Raw genomic sequence first — 21,694 nt, 5'->3', positions numbered from 1 at the left:
CCCTCACCCCAACCCTCTCCCCGCTGGGGAGAGGGGGATGCAGGATGTCTAGACAACTCCCCCCGCCTGTCGCATCCACGCAGAAAGCACGCAACCACCCTGGACCAAGATGCGCGCCGCACGCCGGCGTGTCAGCGGCGTACCGCCCATCTCAGCCAAGGTCCCGCGCCCCATGAAGCCGTCCCGTACCCCGCTCTGTCTGGCGCTGCTCGCCGCGCTCCCGCTGCTGGCGCACGCCGCCGACGACCTGCCGCCGGCCGCCGATGCCGCCGCGGCCAAGGACGCCAAGGTCCTGGAAACCATTTCCGTGGTGGGCCAGAACGCCACGCGCCAGGTGCAGCAGATCGACAAGGCGCAGATCGACCAGGCCGCGCCCGGCACCAGCCCGATCCAGATGCTGCAGAAGCTGCCCGGCGTGCATTTCGTTTCCAACGACGCCTTCGGCACCGACGAGTGGTCGCAGCGCATCAGCCTGCGCGGCTTCAACCACACGCAGCTGGGCTACACGCTGGACGGCATCCCGATGGGCAATACCGACTACCACTCCGGCGACGGCCTCAGCGTCACCCGCGCCTGGATCAGCGAAAACCTGGCCGAGCTGGAACTGGCCCAGGGTTCGGGTGCGCTCGGCACCGCCTCCACCAGCAACCTCGGCGGCACGGTGCAGCTGTATACCGACAACCCCAGCAGCCTGCCCGGCGTGCGCCTCAATGCCACCGGCGGCTCCTACGGTTTCCGCCGCGGCTATCTGCGCGCCGACACCGGCAACCTCGGCGGCTTCAGCGCGTATATCTCAGGCATGTACGTCGATGCGCCGAAGTGGAAGGGCGACGACGCGCAGACCCAGCGCCAGCTCAATACCAAGGCCATGTACGAATGGACCGGCGGCCGCGTCACCGGCCTGCTCGACGTCACCCGCCGCATCGAACAGGCCTATCTGGACCTGTCGCTGGATTCGCTCAAGCGCTGCGGCTACAAGTTCGATTACCTGGCGCCCGATTGGCAACGCTCGGTGGACATCGCCAACGGCAAGTACAGCGGCTGCGTGCAGAGCGCCGACGACACCTACTACAACGGCAACGGCATCCGCCAGGACGAAATCGCTTCGCTGAAGGGCGAGTTCTTCCTCAACGACCATCTCACGCTCAATGTGCAGCCGTATTACCACCACGACCTGGGCCAGGGCCACTGGTACGCGCCTGCATCCGACCTGCCCTACACGCCGGGGCCGGGCGAGGCGCCGATCGCGCTGCGGCTTTCGCATTACCTGATGACGCGCGGCGGCATGGTCAATTCGCTGTCGTACGACCTGGGCGACCATCATCTGGAAGGCGGCTTCTGGTTCGAGAACAGCCACTACACCATCGCGCGCAGCTTCGAACCCAACCCGCTGTCCGGCCCGATCAGCCAGCGCGAGATCTACGACACCTACTACCACGCGCTGTTCCGCCAGCGCTTCATGACGCTGACCCGCCAGTGGTATCTGCAGGACAGCTGGTCGCTGCTCGACGACAGCTTGCGCATCGACGCCGGCTTCAAGGGCCATAACGTCACCACGAATGCCATCGCCCTGCTGCCCGGCCGCGCCAGCGGCGCGCTGAAGGCCGAGAGCGGCTTCCTGCCGCAGGTCGGCGCCAACTACAAGTTCGGCGGCGGCTGGGAAGGCTTCGCCTCGTTCTCGATGAACCAGAACGCCTACGAGCCGGGCGCGAACGGCGCCTGGTCGTCGGACCAGAAAACTTTCGACAGCCTGCGCACTACGCTGCGCCCGGAGCGCTCCAGCAACAGCGAGCTGGGTGTGCGCTATGTCGATGCCACGGTGCAGTCCTCGCTGGCGCTGTACAACATCGACTTCAAGAACCGGCTGCTGGTGATCGTGCCCTGCGCCGGCGTGGTCAGCTGCCCGAACCAGATCGCCAACGTGGGCAAGGTCAACTCCAAGGGTGCCGAGTTCACCTTCGTGTGGCAGCCGCTCGATGCGCTGCGCTGGCTCAATTCGCTGACCTACAACGACTCCAGGTACAAGGACGATTATCTCGATGCCGGCGCGCTGATCCACACCAAGGGCAAGACCGTGGTCGATTCGCCGAAGCAGATGTTCGCCAGCGAACTGCAATACCGCTTCGGCGAGTTCCGCGCCACGCTCGGCGCCAAGTACACCGGCGCGCGCTACTACACCTACGTCAACGACCAGCGCATCGCCGGCTTCTGGCTGTGGGACGCGGGCCTGTCGTGGGAGCGCAAGAACGTCGGCTTCGCCAAGAATCTCGAGGTCTCGCTCAACGTCAGCAATCTGCTCGACAAGAAATACATCGCCACCATCGACAGCAACGGCTTCACCACCAGCGATCCGAACGGCACGTTCCAGTCGCTGCTGGTGGGTGCGCCGCGGCAGGGCTTCCTGTCGGTGGACCTGAGTTTCTGAGCGGACCGGAGCACGGAGAATCCCTGCGTTTTTTCCGTGCTCCACGCCGGTTCGACGGAACCTGGACGCGCGTTGCACGCATGCTTCACGCGCATAGAAACCGTCGATCGTTTCGATCCGATCAATCAATTATTCATGGCTGCCGACGAGGCATAGGCTCGCGGCAGGCGGCTTCATTACCAAGGGGACACGTCAGGCCGCCTGCTACCCAACGCAAGGGAGGCCCCATGAAACGCGCAACCGTAAAGCACGGCCGGCGACTCGCGCTGGCGATCGCCGTGACCTTCGCTGTGGCCGGATCGGTGCAGAGCCAGCAAGCCGACTCTTCCCGCAAGCCGCCGCCGAGCAGCTACGCGCCGGTGATCGAACCGGATTTCGCCACCACCATGCAACGCATGTCGCAGGCGAAGGCCGGCGTCATGCAACGCCAGAAGAACCTGCTGCAGGAACGCTACGACCTCGCCGACAAGCCGGCCAAAGGCGTGACCATGTCGCGCGGCAAGCCGGTGCAGGAAGGCGTGCGGGTGAAACTCCGCTCCGGCACCAGCTGGCAGCAGCTTGCCGATATGTCGCCGGACGAGATCAAGAACAAGGATCTGTTTCCCTCCGGTTTCCTGCCCCTGCCGCATCCCAACCATCCCGAAGGCGGCATGGTGTTTCCGCATGTCGAGATCGAGCGGATCAAGCAGCAGGACAACCGCGACCTGACCCGCTTCGACCTGGACTTCGACCTGCCGGACCACATCCTGCCGGAGTTCCCGCAAGCGATCTTCCTCACCACGCGTCCGGACCTGGGCGATGTCTCCAAGGGCAAGCTGGTCACGCTGGACAACTACTACGAGCTGTTCAACGGCATTCTCAATCCGAAGCAGCTGGAAGGCCTGCGCCTGCTGGTCACGCCGTTTCCGCAGCAGCAGTTCAATGCCACCGGCGACCGCCGTTCCGCACGGCCCAGCCTGGGCGTGGCCTGTTTCGATTGCCATGCCAACGGCAGCACCAATGGCGCCACCCACCTGGTGGGTGACATCCGCCCGCAGGAATTCCGCCACCGCATCGAGACACCGTCGCTGCGCGGCGTGAACATCCAGCGGCTGTTCGGCTCGCAGCGCGCCTTGAAGACGGTGGAGGATTTCACCGAGTTCGAACAGCGCGCGGCCTACTTCGACGGCGATCCGGTGATCGCCACCAAGAAAGGCGTCAACATTCTGGATCGCGGCAGCCAGGTGCATTTCATGGCGGAGTTCCAGGAGATCCTGGATTTCCCGCCCGCGCCCAAGCTGGCCTGGGACGGCAAGCTCGATCCTGCAAAAGCGAGCGAGCAGGAGTTGCGCGGGCAGGCGGTGTTCTTCGGCAAGGGCCAGTGCAGCGGCTGCCATACGCCGCCCTACTACACCGATGGCAACATGCATAACCTGCAGGCGGAGCGTTTCTACAAGCCGCGCATGATCAACGGCATGATGGCCGGCGCGGACGGTCCGATCAAAACCTTCGCGCTGCGCGGCATCAGGGACACGCCGCCGTATCTGCACGATGGGCGGCTGCTGACGCTGGACGACACGGTGGAGTATTTCAACCTGGTGCTGGGCACGAAGTTGAACGAGCAGGAGAAGCAGGACCTGGTGGCGTTCATGCGGGTGCTGTAGGCATCAACGCTGGCGTAGGTTGGGGTGAGCCGAAGGCGACTGCGAAGGCAGGATGCCGTAGCGAACATCCGCGTAGCGGATGGCCCGAAGGGCGGGCTGCCGATGCAGCCCGTAACCCCAACATCGTTGCATCTGTGATGCGCAGCGACGTTGGGGTTGCCACCCCAACCTACGGCTTGGGCAATGCGTAGGCGACCAAGGCATCGCCCATCTTCGTCCCCAGCGAACCATGGCCGCCGGCCATGATCACTACGTACTGCCGCCCGGTCTGGTCGGAGACATAGCTCATCGGCGTCGCCTGCCCGCCCGCCGGCAGCCGCGCCTGCCACAGCTGGCGGCCGTCGCGCACGTCGTAGGCACGCAGATAGTCGTCGAGCGCGGCGCCCATGAAAGCCACGCCGCCGCCGGTGGTGATCATGCCGCCGAGGCTTGGCACGCCCAGCGGCAGCGGAATCGGTAGGGGCGCCTTGTCCACCACCGTGCCATTGCGGTGCATCCACACCTTGCGCATGTTGCGCAGATCCACCGCCGCCACATAACCCCACGGCGGCGCCTGGCAAGGAATGCCCAGCGGCGACAACAGCGGCTGCAGGTCGACCGCGAATGGCGTGCCCAGCATCGGCTGCAGGCCGTGCTCGACGCCGGTGGAACCCTTGGCGCTCTTGGCTTCTTCCTTCTCGCGCGTGATCAGCCGCGACACGAAGGCCATGTAGTTGGGATTGCCCACCAGCAGCTGCCGCGCGGGATCCACCGCCACGCCGCCCCAGTCGAACACGCCATAGTTGCCCGGATACACCAGCGAGCCCTGTTCCGACGGCGGCGTAAAGATACCGTCGTAGCGCAGGCGCTTGAACTTGATGCGGCACATCAGCTGGTCGTAGGGATTGGTGCCCCACATATCCGCTTCGCGCAGCGGACGCCCCGGCGTGAAGCTCAATTCGGAGAACGGTTGCGTCGGCGACGTGCGGTCGCCGGTGGCCGCGCCTTGTGGCACCGGCTGCTCCGGCGCCGGCACGATGGGCTTGCCGTCGCGCCGGTCCAGCACGTAGATATCGCCGCGCTTGGTCGACGCCACCAGCGCCGGCCGCTTGCCCTGCGGCGTGTCCAGATCGACCAGGCTGGGCTGGCCGCCGATATCCATGTCCCACAGATCGTGATGCACGGTCTGGTAGACCCAGCGCAGCTTGCCGGTGGCAATCTCCAGCGCCACGATCGCGCTGCTGAAACGCTCGCCTTCCGGGTAGCGGTCGCCGCCCCACATGTCCGGCGTCTGGTTGCCCATCGGGAGATAGACCAGGCCGAGCTTCTCGTCGACGCTGGACACGCTCCAGGCATTGGGCGAGTTGTGCTTGTAGTGCGCACCCGCCGGCAGCGGCTCGGTGCTGGCGGGATTGGCCGCATCCCAGTTCCACAGCAGCTTGCCGCTGGTGACGTCGTAGCCGCGGATTACGCCGGAGGGTTCGTCGGTCGATTCGTTGTCGGTGACGCTGGCCGACACGATCAGCACGTTGCGCGTGACCGTAGGCGGCGAGGTGGGATTGAGAAAGCCGCGCCGCGTCATCGCCATGCCCTGGTTCAAGCCGATCGCGCCGTGATCGCCGAAGTCGGTGCAGGGCTGGCCGTTGTCGGCATTGAGCGCGATCACGGTGGCGTCGGCGGTGGGCGCGAAAATGCGGCGCGGGCAGCTGTCGAAATGGATCGCTTCGGCCATCACCGCACCCTTAGGCGTCGGCGGTGGCGCCACCGGCGCCACGCCTTCGACGGCAGCCTGCGCGGCGTAGGCGCCGGAATCGTGATACGCCACACCGCGGCAGATCATGTGCTGATAGCCCTTGGCGTCGCGGTTGATCTTGGGGTCGTAGCGCCAGCGTTCCTTGCCGGTGTCGGGGTCCAGCGCAATCACGATGTCGTGCGGCGTGCACAGGTACAGCATGCCGTTGGCTTTCAGCGGGGTGACTTCATTGGCGATCTCGGTGGGATCGCCGGGGCCTTTGAGATCGCCGGTGTGGAAGGTCCACGCCACCTGCAGTTTCGCGACGTTTTCCGGCGTGATCTGCGCGGCCGGCGCATGGCGGTCGCCGTAGCCGGAGCGGCCATAGGCGGTCCAGTCGTTCGGCGGCGTGCCGGTGGCGTCGGCGGCCGCAGGTGCGCCCATGCTCTCGTCGGCCATGGCACCGGCGAGCGTGTGGTAGTCGGTGAAATACGCCACCGCACCGACGGCCACGCTTGCCGCCATCGCCACCCACAGCGGCAAGGTGCCGGTCGCCCAGCGCAAGGCCGCTTCCGGATCCGGTTCCAGGCGCCGCGACACCCACGGCAACAGCAACCAGATGCCGAGCACGAACCACACCGCGAGCCGCGGCACCAGCTGCCACCAGTCGAAGCGCACTTCGTAGATCGCCCACAGCAAGGTGGCGAGCAGCAGCAGCGCATGCAGCCCCAGCGCCAGGCCGCTCCCTCGCCACGCCAGCCAGCCGGTGGCGATCAGCACCGCGCCGGCCAGCACGTAGTACGGCGAACCGCCGAGCAGGAGCAGCCATGCGCCGCCGGCCAGCAGGGCCAGCCCAAGGAGTACGAACACTGCCGCGGTGATCCACAGCGCGGCGGCCGGCCGGGACTTCGTCTCCATTCGCTCTTCCCTTGTCGCGTATCGAACGGCGGGTCGTCGCCAGATGGTCAGCACCACATGGTTGACAAGCTGCCGTTGGGGTTTCGTGACGCCAAGCGCATGCTTGCCGGACGCCCGACTATGGCGCATGCCGATGAACGCACACCGAGCCGCGCCGGCCGACCGCGCATGGCGCCGGGAAAAGCGCCGCGTCCCGCCGCTTTTTCGCGCCGGGGCCGCTTCCTCTATACTTGCCGCCCGTTGCCCCCGTAGCTCAGTTGGATAGAGCGTCCCCCTCCTAAGGGGAAGGTCGTACGTTCGAATCGTATCGGGGGCACCACTTTTTGCCGGCGGCGGGCCGGCTTGTTACGAAGCGGCCTCGCCCGCCACCGGCTCCAGCGGCTTGCGCGCGATGCGCTGCTTGAGCGCCATCGCCGGCGCCTTCACCAGGATGGTCCACAGACTGCCGTTGATCACATCGGCGAAGGCGCCGTCGCGCAAAGTCACGCCGGGAAGATCGCCCGCGATGCGATAGGTGGTGGCGTTGGAGAGCAGATAGCGCCAGGTGGTCGGCGAGGAGAAATACTCCGACAGGCTCAGCGGCGTGAACACCGTGCCCAGCACGAAGGTCATCACCAGCGCGCAGACGATGCCTTGCCAGCCCGATGGCGCAGCGCACCATGGCCTGCCACCGAGTGCATCTCGGGTGCCTCCTCGCCGGCCTGCTAGAATTAGCCTTTTCCACCCATCCCAAACCCACCTCAGCGCGCCCCCAGGCGCCACGGTCCAGGAGCAAGCATGTCCCACGAAATCCTCAAGGCGCTCGGTATCGGCGCGGAGCATTCCGGCACCTATCTCGGCCAGGGCGAATGGTCCCGCACGGCGGATGCCGGCGCGCTGCAGCCGGTGAATCCGGCCACCGGCGAGGTGATCGGCACCGTGCACGCCTCCAGCGCCGCCGACTACGAAACCATCGTCAAGCGCGCCCAGGAAGCCTTCAAGACCTGGCGCACCACGCCGGCCCCGCGCCGCGGCGAAGCCGTGCGCCTGTGCGGCGAGGCGCTGCGCAAGCACAAGGACGCCCTCGGCTCGCTGGTCGCGCTGGAGATGGGCAAGATCAAGCCCGAAGGCGACGGCGAAGTGCAGGAGATGATCGACATCGCCGACTTCGCGGTGGGCCAGAGCCGCATGCTCTACGGCTACACCATGCATTCGGAGCGCCCCGGCCACCGCATGTACGAGCAGTACCACCCGCTGGGCCTGGTCGGCATCATCAGTGCGTTCAATTTCCCGGTGGCGGTGTGGGCGTGGAACGCCTTCCTCGCGGCGATCTGCGGCGACATCTGCATCTGGAAGCCGTCGCCGAAGACCCCGCTGTCGGCCATCGCCACCATGAAGATCTGCAACGAAGCGCTGAAGGCCGGCGGCTTCCCGGACATCTTCTTCCTGTTCAACGACGCCGGCACCGACCTCTCGCAGGGCTTCGTCGACGACAAGCGCATCCCGCTGATCAGCTTCACCGGCTCCACCAAGGTCGGCCGCATGGTCGGCGAGCGCGTGGCGCGCCGCATGGGCCGTTCGTTGCTGGAGCTGGGCGGCAACAACGCCATCATCCTGGACGCGAGCGCGGACCTTAAGCTGGCCATTCCGGCCATCGTGTTCGGCGCGGTCGGCACCGCCGGCCAGCGCTGCACCACCACGCGCCGCCTGTTCGTGCACGAGTCCATCGTCGGCGAAGTGACCGACAAGCTGGTCGCCGCCTACAAGCAGGTGGAAGGCAAGATCGGCGATCCGACCCTGGCCACCACCCTGATGGGCCCGCTCAACAGCCAGGACGCCGTGCAGGCGTATCTGGGCGCCGTGGAGAAGGCCAAGGCCAGCGGCGGCAAGGTGCTCACCGGCGGCGCCGCGCTGACGGAGCGCAAGGGTAACTTCGTGCTGCCGACCATCGTCACCGGCGTCAAGAACGGCGACGACGTGGTGCAGACGGAAACCTTCGCGCCGATCCTCTACATCATGCCGTTCAAGAGCCTCGACGAAGCGATCGAACTGCAGAACGACGTGCCGCAAGGCCTGTCGTCGGCGATCTTCACGCGCGACCTGAAGGCGGCGGAGCAGTATCTGTCGTCGGCCGGCTCGGACTGCGGCATCGCCAACGTCAATATCGGCACGTCCGGTGCGGAGATCGGCGGCGCCTTCGGCGGCGAGAAGGAGACCGGCGGCGGCCGCGAATCCGGTTCGGACGCGTGGAAGGTGTACATGCGCCGCCAGACCAATACCAGCAACTATTCGGATTCGCTGCCGCTGGCCCAGGGCATCAAGTTCGACCTGTAAGTGCGACGGCGCCCGGCCACGCGCCGGGCGCTCTTTACATAGATACCGGTGGCTCCCACTGAGGTCCCAAGGACTAGCGCCATGACCGATCTGCAAGCCACGGAACGATTCAGCAACCGCGTCGAGGACTACGTCCGCTACCGCCCCGACTACCCCAGGGCGATGCTGGACTGGCTGCAGCGCGAGCACGGCGTGACGCCGCAATGGCTGGTCGCCGACGTCGGCGCCGGCACCGGCATCTCCAGCAAGCTGTTTCTCGATGCCGACTACCGCGTGATCGCGGTGGAACCCAATGCGGCCATGCGCGCCGCGGCGGAGAAATGGCTGGGCCTGGACCAGCACTTCCGCGCCCTGGACGGCCGCGCCGACAAGACCGGCCTGGCCGCGCACAGCGTGGACCTGGTGTCGGTGGCGCAGGCCTTCCACTGGTTCGACGAAGACGCCACCCGCCACGAGTTCGCGCGCATCCTGCGCCCGCACGGGCTGGCGGCGATCTACTGGAACAGCCGCCGCCTGGTCGGCACGCCGTTCCTGGAAGGCTACGAGGCGCTGCTGCAGCGCTACGGCACCGACTACACCAGCGTGGCCGAACGCTACGCCGACGAGCCGCGCATGCGCGCCTGGTTCGGCGACGGCTACCGCGGCACCGGCAGTTTCGAGCATCGCCAGCAGCTGGATTTCGACAGCCTGCGCGGGCGCTTGATGTCGTCCTCGTATGCGCCGAAGGAAGACCATCCGCAGCACGCGCCGATGATGCAGGCGCTGCGTGAGCTGTTCGACGCCACCGCGCGCAACGGCCAGATCAGTTTCGATTACGACACCCGCGTCTACGTGGGCCACCCAGGCTAAGCACCGCACGCATGTATTCCTATCTTCGCCCCCTGCTGTTCGCGCTCGACGCGGAAACGGCGCACCGCGTCACGCTGTACGGCCTGGACGTGGCCCACCGCAGCAACTTCCTGCACGTGGTGGCCAGGCCGCCGCAGGCCTTGCCGGTCAGCGTGTTCGGCATCGACTTCCCCAACCCGGTCGGCCTCGCCGCCGGCCTGGACAAGAACGCCGACCATCTCGACGCACTCGGCGCGCTCGGCTTCGGCTTCGTCGAAGTAGGCACCACCACGCCGCGCCCGCAGCCGGGCAACGACAAGCCGCGCATGTTCCGCCTGCCGCGGCACGAGGCGGTGATCAACCGCCTGGGCTTCAACAATGCCGGCGTGGATGCGCTGGTGCGCAACGTGCAGCGCTCCGGCTACCGCGGCGTGCTGGGCATCAATATCGGCAAGAACAAGGACACGCCGAACGACAAGGCGGTCGACGACTACCTCTTCTGCCTGGAGCGCGTGTATGCGCACGCCAGCTACGTGACGGTGAACATCTCCTCGCCGAACACCCAGGGCCTGCGCGACCTGCAGGAAGAAGCCACGCTGCGGCGCTTTATCGAGACGCTGCGCGAGGCGCAGGAGCGCCTGGGCTCGCAGTCCGGCAAGCGCAAGCCGATGCTGCTGAAGATCGCGCCGGACCTGGCCGAAGCGGAACTGGACGGCATCGCCGACGTGCTGCTCGCCACCGGCATCGACGGCCTGATCTGCACCAACACCACCATCGAGCGCGGCCCCGTGGCCAGCTCGCCGCACGGCAACGAAACCGGCGGCCTGTCCGGGCGCCCGCTGTATGCGCGCTCCACCGAAGTGCTGCGCGGCATGCGCCGCCGCCTGGGCGAGCGCGTGCCTATCGTGGGCGTGGGCGGCATCCTCGACGGCGCCGATGCGGCCGGCAAGATCGCCGCGGGCGCGGCGCTGGTGCAGCTGTATTCCGGCATGGTGTATCGCGGTCCCGAGCTGATCGGCGAATGCGTGGATGAAATCCGCCGCCAGGGCGAGGACGACGATGCCGGCTGACCGCTACGCGCTGCCGCCGGAACGCACCGACATGGGCGGCTATGCACTGATCGAAAACGCCCCGCTGGGCCAGCGCAACACGCTGCGCGTCAACGCGCGCGCGCGCCTGCTGGCCGAGGTGACCGAGGCGGCGAAGCTGCCGGAGCTGCTGGACTTCCCCGCCGTGCGCAGCGGCCCGCTGCTGGTGCTGGGCGAAGGCAGCAACCTGCTGCTGGCCGGCGACGTCGAGGGCACCGTGGTGGCCATGGCCAACCGCGGCGTGCAGGTGGAACAGGAAGGCGAGCTCACCCGCATCGCGGTGGCCGCGGGCGAGCGCTGGGACGACTTCGTGCGCTGGACCCTGGGCCAGGGCTTTGCGGGCCTGGAGAATCTGATCCTGATCCCGGGCACGGTCGGCGCCGCGCCGATCCAGAACATCGGCGCCTACGGCACCGAAGTGGCCGAGTTCATCGAAAGCGTGGAAGCCTGGGATACGCGCGAACGCCGCGTGGCGGTGCTGAGCCGCGACGACTGCGCCTTCGCTTATCGCGACTCGCTGTTCAAGCGCGAACCCGGCCGCTACATCGTCACCGCGGTGCGCTTCGCCCTGCCCCGCGCGCGTGCGCTGCGCCTGGACTACGCCGGCATCCGCGAGGAACTGGCGCGCATGGGCGTGGAAAAACCCGCGCCGTTCCACGTCGCCGAGGCGGTGGTGCACCTGCGCACGCGCAAGCTGCCGGACCCGGCGGTGATCGGCAATGCCGGCAGCTTCTTCAAGAATCCCGTCGTCGATGCCGCGCTCGGCGAAACGCTCAAGCGCGACCATGCGGAACTGGCCGCCTGGCCGGCCGCGGACGGGCGCTGGAAGCTCTCCGCCGCCTGGCTGATCGAAGCGGCCGGCTTCAAGGGCCAGCGCGACGGCGACGCCGGCATCTCCAACCGCCATGCGCTGGTGCTGGTCAACCACGGCCAGGCCAGCGGCGCCCAGCTGTGGGCATTCGCGCAGAAGGTGATCGCCGGTGTGCACGCGAGGTTCGGTGTGACGTTAGAGCCCGAACCGGTGGTCGTCGGCAAGGGATAAACCATGAGGCTGGCAGGGAAGATCGCGCTGCATCTGTTGCTGATATTCGCGGTCCTGCTGATTCCGCCGCTGCTCTACGACCAGGTGTCCAGGCATATCCACGGCGAATCGCCCTGGCTCTATGTCGGCGGCCTGACGTATCCGCTGTACCTGGGCTGGTGGATGACTCGGATCGGCCATCCGCGTATCCGCGCCATCCTGCTGCACCTGCTCGCCTTTGCCACGCTGTTGTCGGCGCTGGTGCTGGTGCTCGATCCGCATACCGCCGGTTTCGCGCCGTTCCTGCCGGCCGTGGCGACCCTGCCCTGCATCGCGCTGGCCGTGCTGCGCGCCTGGCAGGGGCGCGGCGAGCAGGCGCGCACGCATGTGTATGCGCTGTTGCTGCTGATTCCGTTCGCGCTGTTCCTCACCGCGCTGATCGTGATCGGCATGTCGCTCACCGCCATGCACGGCATGCGCTGGTAAGCCGCCGGCTCAGGCCGCGCCGGCGGCCTTGCGCTTGGGGCCATCGAGGTTCGGCAGCAGCACGGTGATCACGCCCAGCAGCGGCAGGTAGGCGCACAGGCCGTAGACGAAGTCGATGCCCTGCGCGTCCGCCACCTTGCCCAGCACCGCGGCGCCGATGCCGCCCATGCCGAAGGCGAAGCCGAAGAACAGGCCGGAGATCATGCCCACGCGGCCGGGAATCAGTTCCTGCGCATAGACCAGGATGGCCGAGAACGCCGAGGACAGGATCAGGCCGATCACCACCGTGAGCACGCCGGTCCAGAACAGGCTGGCGTGCGGCAGCAGCAGGGTGAACGGCGCCACGCCCAGGATCGAGGCCCAGATCACCCACTTGCGCCCGATGCGGTCGCCCACCGGTCCGCCGATCAGCGAACCGGCCGCCACCGCGAACAGGAACACGAACAGATGCGTCTGCGCGTTCTGCACCGACACGCCGAACTTGTGGATCAGATAGAAGGTGTAATAGCTGGTGATGCTGGCGATATAGAAGTACTTGGAGAAGATCAGCAGCCCCAGGATTGCCACCGCGCCGGCCACGCGGCCGCGCGTCAGCGTCACCGTTGCATGGCGCGCCTTGGCCTTGCCGCGCACCGCGTGGTGGTCGCGGTACCACGCGCTCACCTGCAGCAGCACCACGATCGCCAGCAGCGCCGCCAGCGCGAACCAGGCCACGCTGCCGCGGCCGTGCGGCACGATGATCCACGCCGCCAGCAGCGGCCCCAGCGAGGCGCCGGTATTGCCGCCGACCTGGAACAGCGACTGCGCCAGGCCGTGGCGCCCGCCCGAGGCCATGCGCGCCACGCGCGAGGATTCCGGATGGAACACCGACGACCCCGTGCCTACCAGCGCCGCGGCCACCAGCAGCAGGCCGAAGTTCGGCGCGTTCGCCAGCAGCAGCAGTCCGCACAGGGTGAAGCCCATGCCCACCGGCAGCGAGAACGGCATCGGCTTGCGGTCGGTGATCATGCCCACCATCGGCTGCAGCAGGGAGGCGGTGACCTGGTAGGTCAGCGTGATCAGGCCGACCTGGGCGAAGCTCAGGTGGAAGCCTTCCTTGAGGATCGGATAGATCGCCAGGATCAACGACTGGATCATGTCGTTGAGCAGGTGGGCGAAGCTGATCGCGCCGATGATGCCGAATTCGGTCTTCGGCTCGGCCTTGGGAACGGCGGCCTGAGCGGCCGGCAGGGGAAGATCGTCGACGCGGGTCTGCATGGGAGCGGGCGGGTCTGTGGGGGACGGTGGGTGCGGCGGCTTGCCGCGCACAGGCCAGCACCTTAAATTGGGCCTTGCCGGCCCGCTCACGCCAGCGGGTCAATATCCGTCGAATTCGGGCCATCCCCATGCGCCAGACCCGCGTCAACCATTACGAGGACGTGCCGCGCGCCATCGTCGCCACCGGCAACGACTACCCCGCCCGCTTCGTGCTGCCCTCCCACGCGCACAAGCGCGCCCAGCTGCTGTACGCGGCCACCGGCGTGGTCAAGACCATCACGCCCGAAGGCAGCTGGATCGTGCCGCCGCGGCGCGCGCTGTGGATTCCGGCCGGCGTGATGCACGAAGTGCATATGGACGGCGAAGTGAGCACGCGCAGCGCTTATCTGCAGCCGGACGTGGCACGCCATCTGTGGCCGCACTGCCAGGTGATCGCCGTGTCGCCGCTGCTGCACGAGCTGCTCGAAGCCGCCGTCGACCTGCCCGTGGAATACGCGCTGGACAGCCGCGATGGCCGCCTGATGGCGCTGTTGCTGGACGAGATCGCCGCCATGCCCACCCTCGCCCTCAACACCCCGCTGCCGGCCGAGCCGCGCCTGCACAAACTCTGCCGCGCGATGCTGGATGCGCCAGCGCTGGATCTGGATATCGACGCGGTGGCGGCCAAGGTGGACATGAGCCGGCGGCATTTCACGCGCACGTTCCGGCAGCAGACGGGGATGAGTTATGCGGCGTGGCGGCAGCAGGCGTGCCTGCTGGCGGCGTTGACGCGGCTGGGGCGGGGGCAATCGATTACCGAGGTGGCGGTGGAACTGGGGTATGGGAGTGCGAGTGCGTTTACGGCGGCGTTCCGGCGGGTGCTGGGGGAACCGCCGAGTCGTTACATGGCGGGAGAACAGCGACCGCGCGCCAAAGGTGCCCCGACCTGAAACAGCACGGCGTAGGTTGGGGTGAGCGCAGCGAACCCCAACGCGGCGATGCGCATGAAGGTGACCATGTTGGGGTTCGCTGCGCTCACCCCCACCTACCCCGGCCGCGTCAGAGGCAACCGGCTCCCACCAGCGCACTACGCAGCGCATCCACCACCGGCGTCGCCGGCACCTCGCCGAGAAACCGCCGCAGCTTCGCATCCTCCAGCCGCGCTTCGTTCTTCCACAGATACCGCATCTTCCACAGCTCGCGCAGCGTCTCCACGAACGGCTGCGCCAACGCCACCATCCACCACGGGAAACGCGCCGCGCGCACGGTCGCATCGCCGGTCGCCGCACGCACCGCGTCGACCATCTGGTGGCCATCCAGCCAATAGCCGCCGAAGTGGAACGCAGCGAACGGTTCCAGTTCGTCTGCCCGATCGAGCAAGCGCGCCAGCGTTTCGGCTACGTCGGGCAGATACGCCCAGGCGTGGCCCAGCTCCGGCGGCCCCGGATACTTCACCGCGCGCACCTTGGTGCCGGCCTTGACCAACCCCTGCGAAAACCAGCTGTTGCCCGTATTGCGCGGGCCGATGAAATCGCCACAGCGCAGGATCAGCACCGGCGCGCCTTCCTTCGCCGCCTGCGCCAGCCGCTGCTCCATCGCCACGCGCAGTTCGCCCTTGCGGCTGACCGGATGCTGGGGCGCATCTTCGGTAAGCACCGGAAAGGCGTCGAGGCCATAGTTGTAGATGGTGCCCGGCAGCACGATGCGCGCGCCAACCGCCTTCGCCGCGGCGATGGTGTGGTTCAGCATCGGCAGCACCAGCTTCTCCCAGCCGCGATAGCCCGGCGGGTTCACCGCATGCACGATCACGTCGGCACCGGCCGCGGCGCGCAGCACGTCGGCCGCCACCATCGCGTCGCCCTGCACCCACTCGATGCCTTCCACGCTGCCGGGCCGGCGCGCCAGCGCACGCACGTGCCAGCCGTGGCGCAGCAGGGCCATGCAGGTTTCGCCACCCACGCCGCCGTTGGCGCCCACCACCAGTACCGTCTTCGTGCGCTTCATCGTGTCGTCCTCCGTTGGGATGGGCAAAGCTTGGCCTCGGGCGACCCATAAGAAAATCCACGAAGATCGAACATCTGCTATACAAATATGTATGGACAAGCCCGAACCCTCCTGGGACCTCTACCGCTCCTTCCTCGCCGTGATGCGCGAAGGCAGCCTGTCCGGCGCCGCGCGCGCCCTGGCCATGACCCAGCCCAGCCTGGGCCGGCATATCCGCGAACTGGAAGCGGCGCTGGACGCAGCCCTCTTCACCCGCTCGCCGCAGGGCCTGTTGCCCACCGAGCTGGCCCTGCGCCTGGTGCCGCATGCGGAAGCGATGGCCTCGGCGACGGCGGCGCTGCAGCGTGCGATCGGTGCGGGCGAAGATGCCGTGCGCGGCGTGGTGCGCGTCACCGCCAGCGAAGTGATCGGCACCGAAGTGCTGCCGTTGATGCTGGCCGAGTTCCGCCGCGAACACCCTGAGGTGACCATCGAGCTGGTGGTCACCGATCGCGCGCAGGACCTGCTGCGCAAGGATGCCGACCTGGCCATCCGCATGGCCCGCCCCACCCAGCAGGCGCTGATCGCGCGCCAGCTGGCGCGCATCGAGCTGGGCCTGTTCGCGCATCCGCGCTATCTGCGCCGGCACGGCACGCCGGCCACGCTGGACGAGCTGCGCGAACACAGCCTGATCGGCTTCGACCAGGAACCGCCGTACTTGCGCAGCATGCGCCCCAAGCACCTGCCCTGGACGCGCGAGCATTTCGCGCTGCGCACCGACCATCACCTCGCCGCGCTGGCGGCGATGCGTGCCGGCTACGGCATCGGCATCTGCCAGGTGCCCTTGGCCGCGCGCACGCCGAAGCTGGTGCGGGTGCTGGCGCAGGAACTGTCGATCCCGATGGAATGCTGGGTGGTGATGCACGAAGACCTGCGCCGCCAGGCCGCCGTGCGCAGCCTGTTCGACTATCTCGGCGAAGCCTTGAACGCTTACGCGCACGGCTGAGCGTCGTCACGCCGCCGTCAAATTTCCGCAGCAATATGACGGTTTGCGAAATGGCCTGGAATGACCGCCGGGCTCCTGGCATGCCTGCCGCGGCAACGGGGTAGGATGCCTGTTCCCACACCCCGTCCGCGGGGATCAGGAAGCACCCGATGTCCAGCAGCGAAAACCGCCCCAGCCTCACGGTTGAAGAAGCGCACGCCACCGCCACGCCCGCGGGCGACGCGCAAGGCGCGCCGCCGGACCTCAACGACAGCAGCCTGTACATCCACCGCGAGCTGTCCCAGCTGCAGTTCAACATCCGCGTGCTGGACCAGGCGCTGGACGAGCGCAAGCCGATCCTGGAGCGCCTGAAGTTCCTGCTGATCTTCTCCAGCAACATGGACGAGTTCTTCGAGATCCGCGTGGCGGGCCTGAAGAGCCAGATCGCCTTCGACCACGAGATCGTCGGCGCGGACGCCATCGCGCCGCGCCGCGCGCTGACCGAGATCAGCGAGATCGCGCACAAGCAGATCGAGCGGCAGTACACCATCCTCAACGAGAGCGTGCTGCCGGAACTGGCGCGCCACGGCATCCGCATCGTCCGCCGCAACGAGTGGTCGCACAAACAGAAGCTGTGGGTGCGCCGCTATTTCCGCCACGAGGTGGCGCCGCTGGTCACGCCGATCGGGCTGGACCCGACGCACCCGTTCCCGCTGCTGGTCAACAAGAGCCTCAACTTCATCGTGCAGCTGGAAGGCGTGGACGCCTTCGGCCGCGACTCCGGCCTGGCCGTGGTGCCCGCGCCACGCGTGCTGCCGCGCCTGATCCGGCTGCCGGACGAAGTGTGCGAGGGCGGCGAGAACTTCGTGCTGCTGTCCTCGATCATCCATGCGCATACCGAGGAGCTGTTCCCCGGCATGTCGGTGCGCGGCTGCTATCAGTTCCGCCTGACCCGCAATGCCGACCTCACGATCGATCCGGAAGACGTGGAAGATCTCGCCCGCGCGCTGCGCGGCGAGCTGTATTCGCGCCGCTTCGGCGACGCGGTGCGCCTGGAAGTGGCCGACAACTGCCCGAAGGAACTCACCGATTACCTGCTGAAGCAGTTCGGCCTTACCGCAGCGGAGATGTACGAGGTCAACGGCCCGGTCAACCTCACCCGCCTGATGGGCCTGGCCAACAAGTCGCATGCGCCGCAGCTGCTGTATCCGCCGTTCACGCCGGCCATCCCCAAGGCGCTGAAGAAAGAGGAAGACCTGTTCCAGGTGATCGGCAAGCAGGACGTGCTGCTGCTGCATCCGTTCGAATCCTTCGCGCCGGTGGTGGATCTTCTGCACCAGGCCGCGAAAGACCCGAACGTGCTGGCGATCAAGCAGACGCTGTACCGCAGCGGCGCCAATTCCGAGATCGTCGACGCGCTGGTGGACGCCGCGCGCGCGGGCAAGGAAGTGACCGTGGTGGTGGAGCTGCGCGCGCGCTTCGACGAGGAATCCAACCTCACCCTCGCCTCGCGCCTGCAGCAGGCCGGCGCGATGGTGATCTACGGCGTGGTGGGCGTGAAGACGCATGCCAAGCTGATGCTGATCCAGCGCCGCGAGGGTGACGAACTGGTGCGCTACGCGCACCTGGGCACCGGCAACTACCACACCGGCAATGCGCGCCTGTACACCGACTACAGCCTGCTCACTTCCGACCAGGCGCTGTGCGAGGACGTGCACAAGCTGTTCAGCCAGCTCACCGGCATGGGCAAGGTGCTGCGCATGAAGAAGCTGTTGCATGCACCGTTCACCCTGAAGAAAACGCTGCTGGAGCTGATCGCGCGCGAGACCGCGCATGCGCAGGCCGGCCGCGCCGCGCAGATCATCGCCAAGGTCAACGCGCTGACCGACCCGAAGGTGATCCGCGCGCTGTACAAGGCCAGCATGGCCGGAGTGAAGATCGAACTGATCGTGCGCGGCATGTGCTGCCTGCGCCCCGGCGTGCCGGGCGTGTCGCACAACATCCGCGTGCGCTCGATCGTGGATCGTTTCCTGGAACACAGCCGCGCCTACTGGTTTGCCAACAACGGCGACGAAGAACTGTTCCTGGCCAGCGCCGACCTGATGGAGCGCAACCTCGACCGCCGCGTCGAAACCGGCTTCCCGATCGAAAGCAAGAAGCTGCAGCAGCGCGTGAAGAAGGAATTGGAGCTGTACCTGGCCGACAACAGCAGCGCCTCGGTGCTGCAGGCGGACGGCCATTACCACCGTGTCGCGCCGTCCGGCCAGGCAGTGCGCAATGCGCAGGCGCAGTTGCTGGAGCGCATCTGCGGCGTCGGTGCCAATCCTGTCGAATAATTCCCGTCGAACAGGCCGCCACGTGCAGGCTTTGTGAAGAGCCAGGCGAGCGTGATGGGGTTCTGGTTTGACCCGATATCCCGGTGCTAGTCTCGATCGGCCGCATTGTCGCGGCTCAATCGCAAAGGGCATTCACATGGAACTTCAGGAACTCACCGTGCGTGAAGAAGGCGTGATTGCAGCTGATGTGTTCGGCGTACCGATGGACGCGCCGATGCAGAAACAGGCCCCCATGCAGAAGCGTGCGCCGAAGACGATCGATGGCCACGACATCGGCACCTTCGGCGGCCGCGGCGGCGGCGACGGCTAAGCCGCCACCGCACGTGACCATCCCCGCCCGCGGGTGATGGCGAAGCCGCCCCGGCATCCGGGGCGGCTTTTTCATGGGCCTGATTTCATGGGTCTGGTTTCGTGGGCCAAGCCTCTAAGGAAGGAACATGCTCAAGGCCACCATCGCACTCGCCGATCTCGCCTTCGATCCGCACTGGGACGGCGCCGCCATCGCCTTCGGCGACAGCCGCATCGCGCCACTGGCGCACCCTGCCCTGGAAACCCTGCTGGTACGCACCGACGAACAATGGTTCGTGGCGGTGCGCGAGCGCCGCACGGACAGCGGCGCTGCAGTACGTCGCATGGATGTCGACGCCGCGGAGTTCGAACAGCGCCATCGCGAATGCCTGCTGTGGCCGCTCGATTACGCGATGGTGGAAGCGGCGCAGGCCGGATGCCGGATCAAGGCACGCGCCGGCGTCTTCGGTTCGCTGCCGCTGTATGGCCGCGCCGCGGACGATCGCCTGGAGCTGTCCTGGGATGCCGGCGACCTGACCCGGATACCGACCGCGCTGGACTTCGAGATTGCCAGTCACCGCCTGACCCTGCACACGGTGTATTCGGCGCGCCAGCTGGTGGTGGGCATCGTGATGCTGACCGAACGCGCCTCGCTGCTGGTGGAACCGGGCAAGGCCGCTTATCACTACCCGCCGCCGGCACCGCAGACGCAGCCGGCCGCACCGCGCGAACACGAAGCATGGCTGGCGGATTTCGACGCGCAGCTGCGCGAGGCGGTAAAGGCGCGGCCCTTCATGGCGGAACGCTCGGCGCTGGAATTGAGCGGCGGCATGGACTCCGCCACGGTGGCCTGCGGACTCGCCGCGATCCATGCGCCGCGCACCGCGCTGGGCATCCTGCTCGATGGCGATACGCGCGAACCGCAGCTGCGCCGCCGCGGCGCCATTGTGGAGCGGCTGGGGCTGCACGACGAAACCGTGGAGATCGGCGCGCTGCCGCCGAGCCTCGATCTGCGCCCCGTGTCCGGACGTCCGCTCGGTTTCAACCAGGAGTACTACCTCGAAGCCTGCGCCGCGCTGTGGGACCGCGCCGCGGCGCTGGGCTGCGACCGGCTCTACACCGGCATCGGCGGCGACGAGCTGTTTCCCGACTACGTACATGAACTGTCCGGCCAGGACGACGCCTTCGACGCACAGCGCGAACGCGCGCATCGCACGGAAGCGGAAAAGCTGCTGACGCCCCGCGCGCGCGAAGCGGCGCGCGGCATGCATGCCTTCGGCGCGCCGGCCAGTCCGGTGCCTGCTACGTCGCTTGCCGCGCAGGCCTGCCGTGCGGCGGATATCGCGCGGCGCGGGTTGTGGCCGGTGAACCCGCTGAGCGATCCGCGGCTGGTGCGGTTCTGCCATGAATTGCCGGCCGGACAGCGGCGCGGGCGGGCCTTGATGCAGCGTTATCTGCAGGGGCGATTGGGCGAGGACACGTTTCCGGCCGGGTATCGGAAGGAAACGTTCGAGCAGGTGTTTCCGCAGCTGATCGCCGCGCATGCGCCGGCGGTGGCGGAGCAGTTGCGCGAATGTGCCTTGGCGGATCTGGGGCTGGTCGACCGGCGCGGCGTGATGGCGCTGCTCGATGCGGTGGCTGGCAGCCGTGCGCGTGCGCCGACGGCGGTGCTGGTGTCGTTTCTGTGGATGGAGCGGTTGGCGAGGCAGTTGGGTTGACGCGCAACGATCGGCGTAGGTTGGGGTGAGCCGCAGGCGAACCCCAACGCGGCGATGGGGCACATGTTGGGGTTCGCTTGCGCTCACCCCAACATGTGCCCCATCGCGCTTCAGCGAAAACGCTTTATCCATCCCACGTACTTGTCCACGAACCCCTGCAGGAACTTCTTCGTACCGTCGCTCGAAATACTCCCCTCGCCGTCGATCAACCCATCCTTGAATGCAACGAACACTTCCGGCTGCGCCAGCAGCGGCACGTCCACATAAGCCAGCACATTGCGCAGATGCTGCTGCGACAAGGCCGAGCCGGTCGCGCCGATCGAGGCGCCGATCACCGCACCGGGCTTGCCCGCGAAGGAATTCGTCCCCCATGGCCGCGAGGCGATATCGATCGCGTTCTTCAGCACGCCGGGAATCGAACGGTTGTATTCGGGCGTGACGAACAGCAGTGCATCCGCCGCTTCCACCGCCCGCTTCAGCTGCTGGCACGCCGCCGGATAGTCGCCGTCGAAGTCCTGGTTGTAGAGCGGCAGCCCGCCGATATCGATGTGCTCGAACGAAACATCCTTCGGCGCCAGCTTTTCCACCGCACGGGCGAGTTTGCGGTTGATCGAGTCCTGGCGAAGGCTGCCCACGAAGACGGCGACCTTGGTGCTCATGGCGAGTGCTCCTTCCGGGAAAGGGGACGCCCAAGCTTGCGGAGCCGCGGTCAAGG

17 protein-coding genes and 1 tRNA gene are annotated in these 21,694 nt (G+C 67.3%); 13 read left to right on the top strand and 5 right to left on the bottom strand.

The features are described 5' to 3' along the window. Window positions 1-172: 172 nt before the first annotated feature. A complete protein-coding gene (locus KK141_RS04970) occupies window positions 173-2,425 on the top strand; it encodes a TonB-dependent receptor (protein ID WP_214570400.1) in 2,253 nt (750 codons plus the stop codon). A 227-nt stretch (window positions 2,426-2,652) separates the two neighbouring features. After that, a complete protein-coding gene (locus KK141_RS04965; protein ID WP_214570401.1) occupies window positions 2,653-4,068 on the top strand; it encodes a hypothetical protein in 1,416 nt (471 codons plus the stop codon). Between the two features lie 169 nt (window positions 4,069-4,237). Here KK141_RS04965 and KK141_RS04960 read toward each other — a convergent pair whose 3' ends face one another. Then, window positions 4,238-6,697 carry a membrane-bound PQQ-dependent dehydrogenase, glucose/quinate/shikimate family gene (locus tag KK141_RS04960; protein ID WP_214570402.1) on the bottom strand — a complete coding sequence of 820 codons (2,460 nt, stop codon included), beginning with the start codon at window positions 6,695-6,697 and terminating at the stop codon, window positions 4,238-4,240. 242 nt (window positions 6,698-6,939) lie between these two features. On the opposite strand from KK141_RS04960, the gene KK141_RS04955 reads away from it, so the two are divergent. After that, window positions 6,940-7,016: transfer RNA gene (locus KK141_RS04955), tRNA-Arg, on the top strand. 26 nt (window positions 7,017-7,042) lie between these two features. Here the strand turns inward: KK141_RS04955 and KK141_RS04950 are convergent. Continuing rightward, window positions 7,043-7,309 (bottom strand): hypothetical protein, encoded by a 267-nt coding sequence (locus KK141_RS04950; RefSeq protein ID WP_214570403.1) that lies wholly within the window; start codon window positions 7,307-7,309, stop codon window positions 7,043-7,045. A gap of 165 nt (window positions 7,310-7,474) precedes the next feature. Here KK141_RS04950 and KK141_RS04945 point away from each other — a divergent pair, with 165 nt between their 5' ends. The 5 genes from KK141_RS04945 to KK141_RS04925 all read left to right on the top strand — a co-directional run bounded on the left by KK141_RS04945 (window position 7,475) and on the right by KK141_RS04925 (window position 12,433). Next, window positions 7,475-9,010 (top strand): aldehyde dehydrogenase family protein, encoded by a 1,536-nt coding sequence (locus KK141_RS04945; protein ID WP_214570404.1) that lies wholly within the window; start codon window positions 7,475-7,477, stop codon window positions 9,008-9,010. 81 nt (window positions 9,011-9,091) lie between these two features. Next, the gene (locus KK141_RS04940) at window positions 9,092-9,859 is read left to right on the top strand and encodes a class I SAM-dependent methyltransferase (RefSeq protein ID WP_214570405.1); all 768 of its coding nucleotides are present in this window, start codon (window positions 9,092-9,094) and stop codon (window positions 9,857-9,859) included. Window positions 9,860-9,870: 11 nt separating this feature from the next. Continuing rightward, window positions 9,871-10,908 (top strand): quinone-dependent dihydroorotate dehydrogenase, encoded by a 1,038-nt coding sequence (locus tag KK141_RS04935; RefSeq protein ID WP_214570406.1) that lies wholly within the window; start codon window positions 9,871-9,873, stop codon window positions 10,906-10,908. Window positions 10,909-10,939: 31 nt separating this feature from the next. Beyond that, window positions 10,940-11,968, top strand: coding sequence for a UDP-N-acetylmuramate dehydrogenase (murB, locus tag KK141_RS04930; protein ID WP_214570453.1), 1,029 nt, complete (start codon window positions 10,940-10,942; stop codon window positions 11,966-11,968). Window positions 11,969-11,971: 3 nt separating this feature from the next. Continuing rightward, on the top strand, window positions 11,972-12,433 hold the full coding sequence (locus KK141_RS04925) for a hypothetical protein (RefSeq protein ID WP_214570407.1): 462 nt from the start codon (window positions 11,972-11,974) through the stop codon (window positions 12,431-12,433). A gap of 9 nt (window positions 12,434-12,442) precedes the next feature. On the opposite strand, the gene KK141_RS04920 is transcribed toward KK141_RS04925, so the two are convergent. Then, window positions 12,443-13,690, bottom strand: coding sequence for an MFS transporter (locus KK141_RS04920; RefSeq protein ID WP_214570408.1), 1,248 nt, complete (start codon window positions 13,688-13,690; stop codon window positions 12,443-12,445). A gap of 128 nt (window positions 13,691-13,818) precedes the next feature. Here KK141_RS04920 and KK141_RS04915 point away from each other — a divergent pair, with 128 nt between their 5' ends. Further along, a complete protein-coding gene (locus KK141_RS04915; RefSeq protein WP_214570409.1) occupies window positions 13,819-14,619 on the top strand; it encodes a helix-turn-helix transcriptional regulator in 801 nt (266 codons plus the stop codon). A 109-nt stretch (window positions 14,620-14,728) separates the two neighbouring features. Here KK141_RS04915 and KK141_RS04910 read toward each other — a convergent pair whose 3' ends face one another. Next, complete coding sequence (locus tag KK141_RS04910; RefSeq protein ID WP_214587338.1) at window positions 14,729-15,673, bottom strand: NAD-dependent epimerase/dehydratase family protein; 945 nt, start codon at window positions 15,671-15,673, stop codon at window positions 14,729-14,731. Window positions 15,674-15,764: 91 nt separating this feature from the next. On the opposite strand from KK141_RS04910, the gene KK141_RS04905 reads away from it, so the two are divergent. The 4 genes from KK141_RS04905 to KK141_RS04890 all read left to right on the top strand — a co-directional run bounded on the left by KK141_RS04905 (window position 15,765) and on the right by KK141_RS04890 (window position 20,979). Continuing rightward, complete coding sequence (locus KK141_RS04905; protein ID WP_214570410.1) at window positions 15,765-16,658, top strand: LysR family transcriptional regulator; 894 nt, start codon at window positions 15,765-15,767, stop codon at window positions 16,656-16,658. Window positions 16,659-16,807: 149 nt separating this feature from the next. Further along, window positions 16,808-18,973: a polyphosphate kinase 1 gene (ppk1, locus tag KK141_RS04900; protein ID WP_214570411.1), complete on the top strand. Its 2,166-nt coding sequence runs from the start codon at window positions 16,808-16,810 to the stop codon at window positions 18,971-18,973. Window positions 18,974-19,109: 136 nt separating this feature from the next. Further along, window positions 19,110-19,283 (top strand): hypothetical protein, encoded by a 174-nt coding sequence (locus KK141_RS04895; RefSeq protein ID WP_214587337.1) that lies wholly within the window; start codon window positions 19,110-19,112, stop codon window positions 19,281-19,283. Between the two features lie 127 nt (window positions 19,284-19,410). Next, window positions 19,411-20,979: an asparagine synthase-related protein gene (locus KK141_RS04890; protein WP_214570413.1), complete on the top strand. Its 1,569-nt coding sequence runs from the start codon at window positions 19,411-19,413 to the stop codon at window positions 20,977-20,979. A gap of 110 nt (window positions 20,980-21,089) precedes the next feature. Here the strand turns inward: KK141_RS04890 and KK141_RS04885 are convergent, their stop codons facing one another. Beyond that, entirely contained in the window at window positions 21,090-21,638 is a 549-nt protein-coding gene (locus KK141_RS04885) for an NAD(P)H-dependent oxidoreductase (protein WP_214570414.1), read from the bottom strand. Between the last annotated feature and the right edge of the window lie 56 nt (window positions 21,639-21,694).

The organism is Dyella sp. LX-66, from assembly GCF_018599165.1.
Lineage (GTDB): Bacteria > Pseudomonadota > Gammaproteobacteria > Xanthomonadales > Rhodanobacteraceae > Dyella_D > Dyella_D marensis.
The sequence above is the reverse complement of the archived record's forward strand: the minus strand, read 5'-3'. Positions and strand labels throughout refer to the sequence as shown.

Bases quoted from the DNA above. Each gene is read 5' to 3' on its own strand.
- KK141_RS04970 (WP_214570400.1), top strand. From the start codon at position 173: ATGAAGCCGTCCCGTACCCCGCTCTGTCTGGCGCTGCTCGCCGCGCTC.
- KK141_RS04965 (WP_214570401.1), top strand. From the start codon at position 2,653: ATGAAACGCGCAACCGTAAAGCACGGCCGGCGACTCGCGCTGGCGATC.
- KK141_RS04960 (WP_214570402.1), bottom strand. From the start codon at position 6,697: ATGGAGACGAAGTCCCGGCCGGCCGCCGCGCTGTGGATCACCGCGGCA.
- KK141_RS04950 (WP_214570403.1), bottom strand. From the start codon at position 7,309: ATGACCTTCGTGCTGGGCACGGTGTTCACGCCGCTGAGCCTGTCGGAG.
- KK141_RS04945 (WP_214570404.1), top strand. From the start codon at position 7,475: ATGTCCCACGAAATCCTCAAGGCGCTCGGTATCGGCGCGGAGCATTCC.
- KK141_RS04940 (WP_214570405.1), top strand. From the start codon at position 9,092: ATGACCGATCTGCAAGCCACGGAACGATTCAGCAACCGCGTCGAGGAC.
- KK141_RS04935 (WP_214570406.1), top strand. From the start codon at position 9,871: ATGTATTCCTATCTTCGCCCCCTGCTGTTCGCGCTCGACGCGGAAACG.
- murB (WP_214570453.1), top strand. From the start codon at position 10,940: ATGGGCGGCTATGCACTGATCGAAAACGCCCCGCTGGGCCAGCGCAAC.
- KK141_RS04925 (WP_214570407.1), top strand. From the start codon at position 11,972: ATGAGGCTGGCAGGGAAGATCGCGCTGCATCTGTTGCTGATATTCGCG.
- KK141_RS04920 (WP_214570408.1), bottom strand. From the start codon at position 13,690: ATGCAGACCCGCGTCGACGATCTTCCCCTGCCGGCCGCTCAGGCCGCC.
- KK141_RS04915 (WP_214570409.1), top strand. From the start codon at position 13,819: ATGCGCCAGACCCGCGTCAACCATTACGAGGACGTGCCGCGCGCCATC.
- KK141_RS04910 (WP_214587338.1), bottom strand. From the start codon at position 15,673: ATGAAGCGCACGAAGACGGTACTGGTGGTGGGCGCCAACGGCGGCGTG.
- KK141_RS04905 (WP_214570410.1), top strand. From the start codon at position 15,765: ATGGACAAGCCCGAACCCTCCTGGGACCTCTACCGCTCCTTCCTCGCC.
- ppk1 (WP_214570411.1), top strand. From the start codon at position 16,808: ATGTCCAGCAGCGAAAACCGCCCCAGCCTCACGGTTGAAGAAGCGCAC.
- KK141_RS04895 (WP_214587337.1), top strand. From the start codon at position 19,110: ATGGAACTTCAGGAACTCACCGTGCGTGAAGAAGGCGTGATTGCAGCT.
- KK141_RS04890 (WP_214570413.1), top strand. From the start codon at position 19,411: ATGCTCAAGGCCACCATCGCACTCGCCGATCTCGCCTTCGATCCGCAC.
- KK141_RS04885 (WP_214570414.1), bottom strand. From the start codon at position 21,638: ATGAGCACCAAGGTCGCCGTCTTCGTGGGCAGCCTTCGCCAGGACTCG.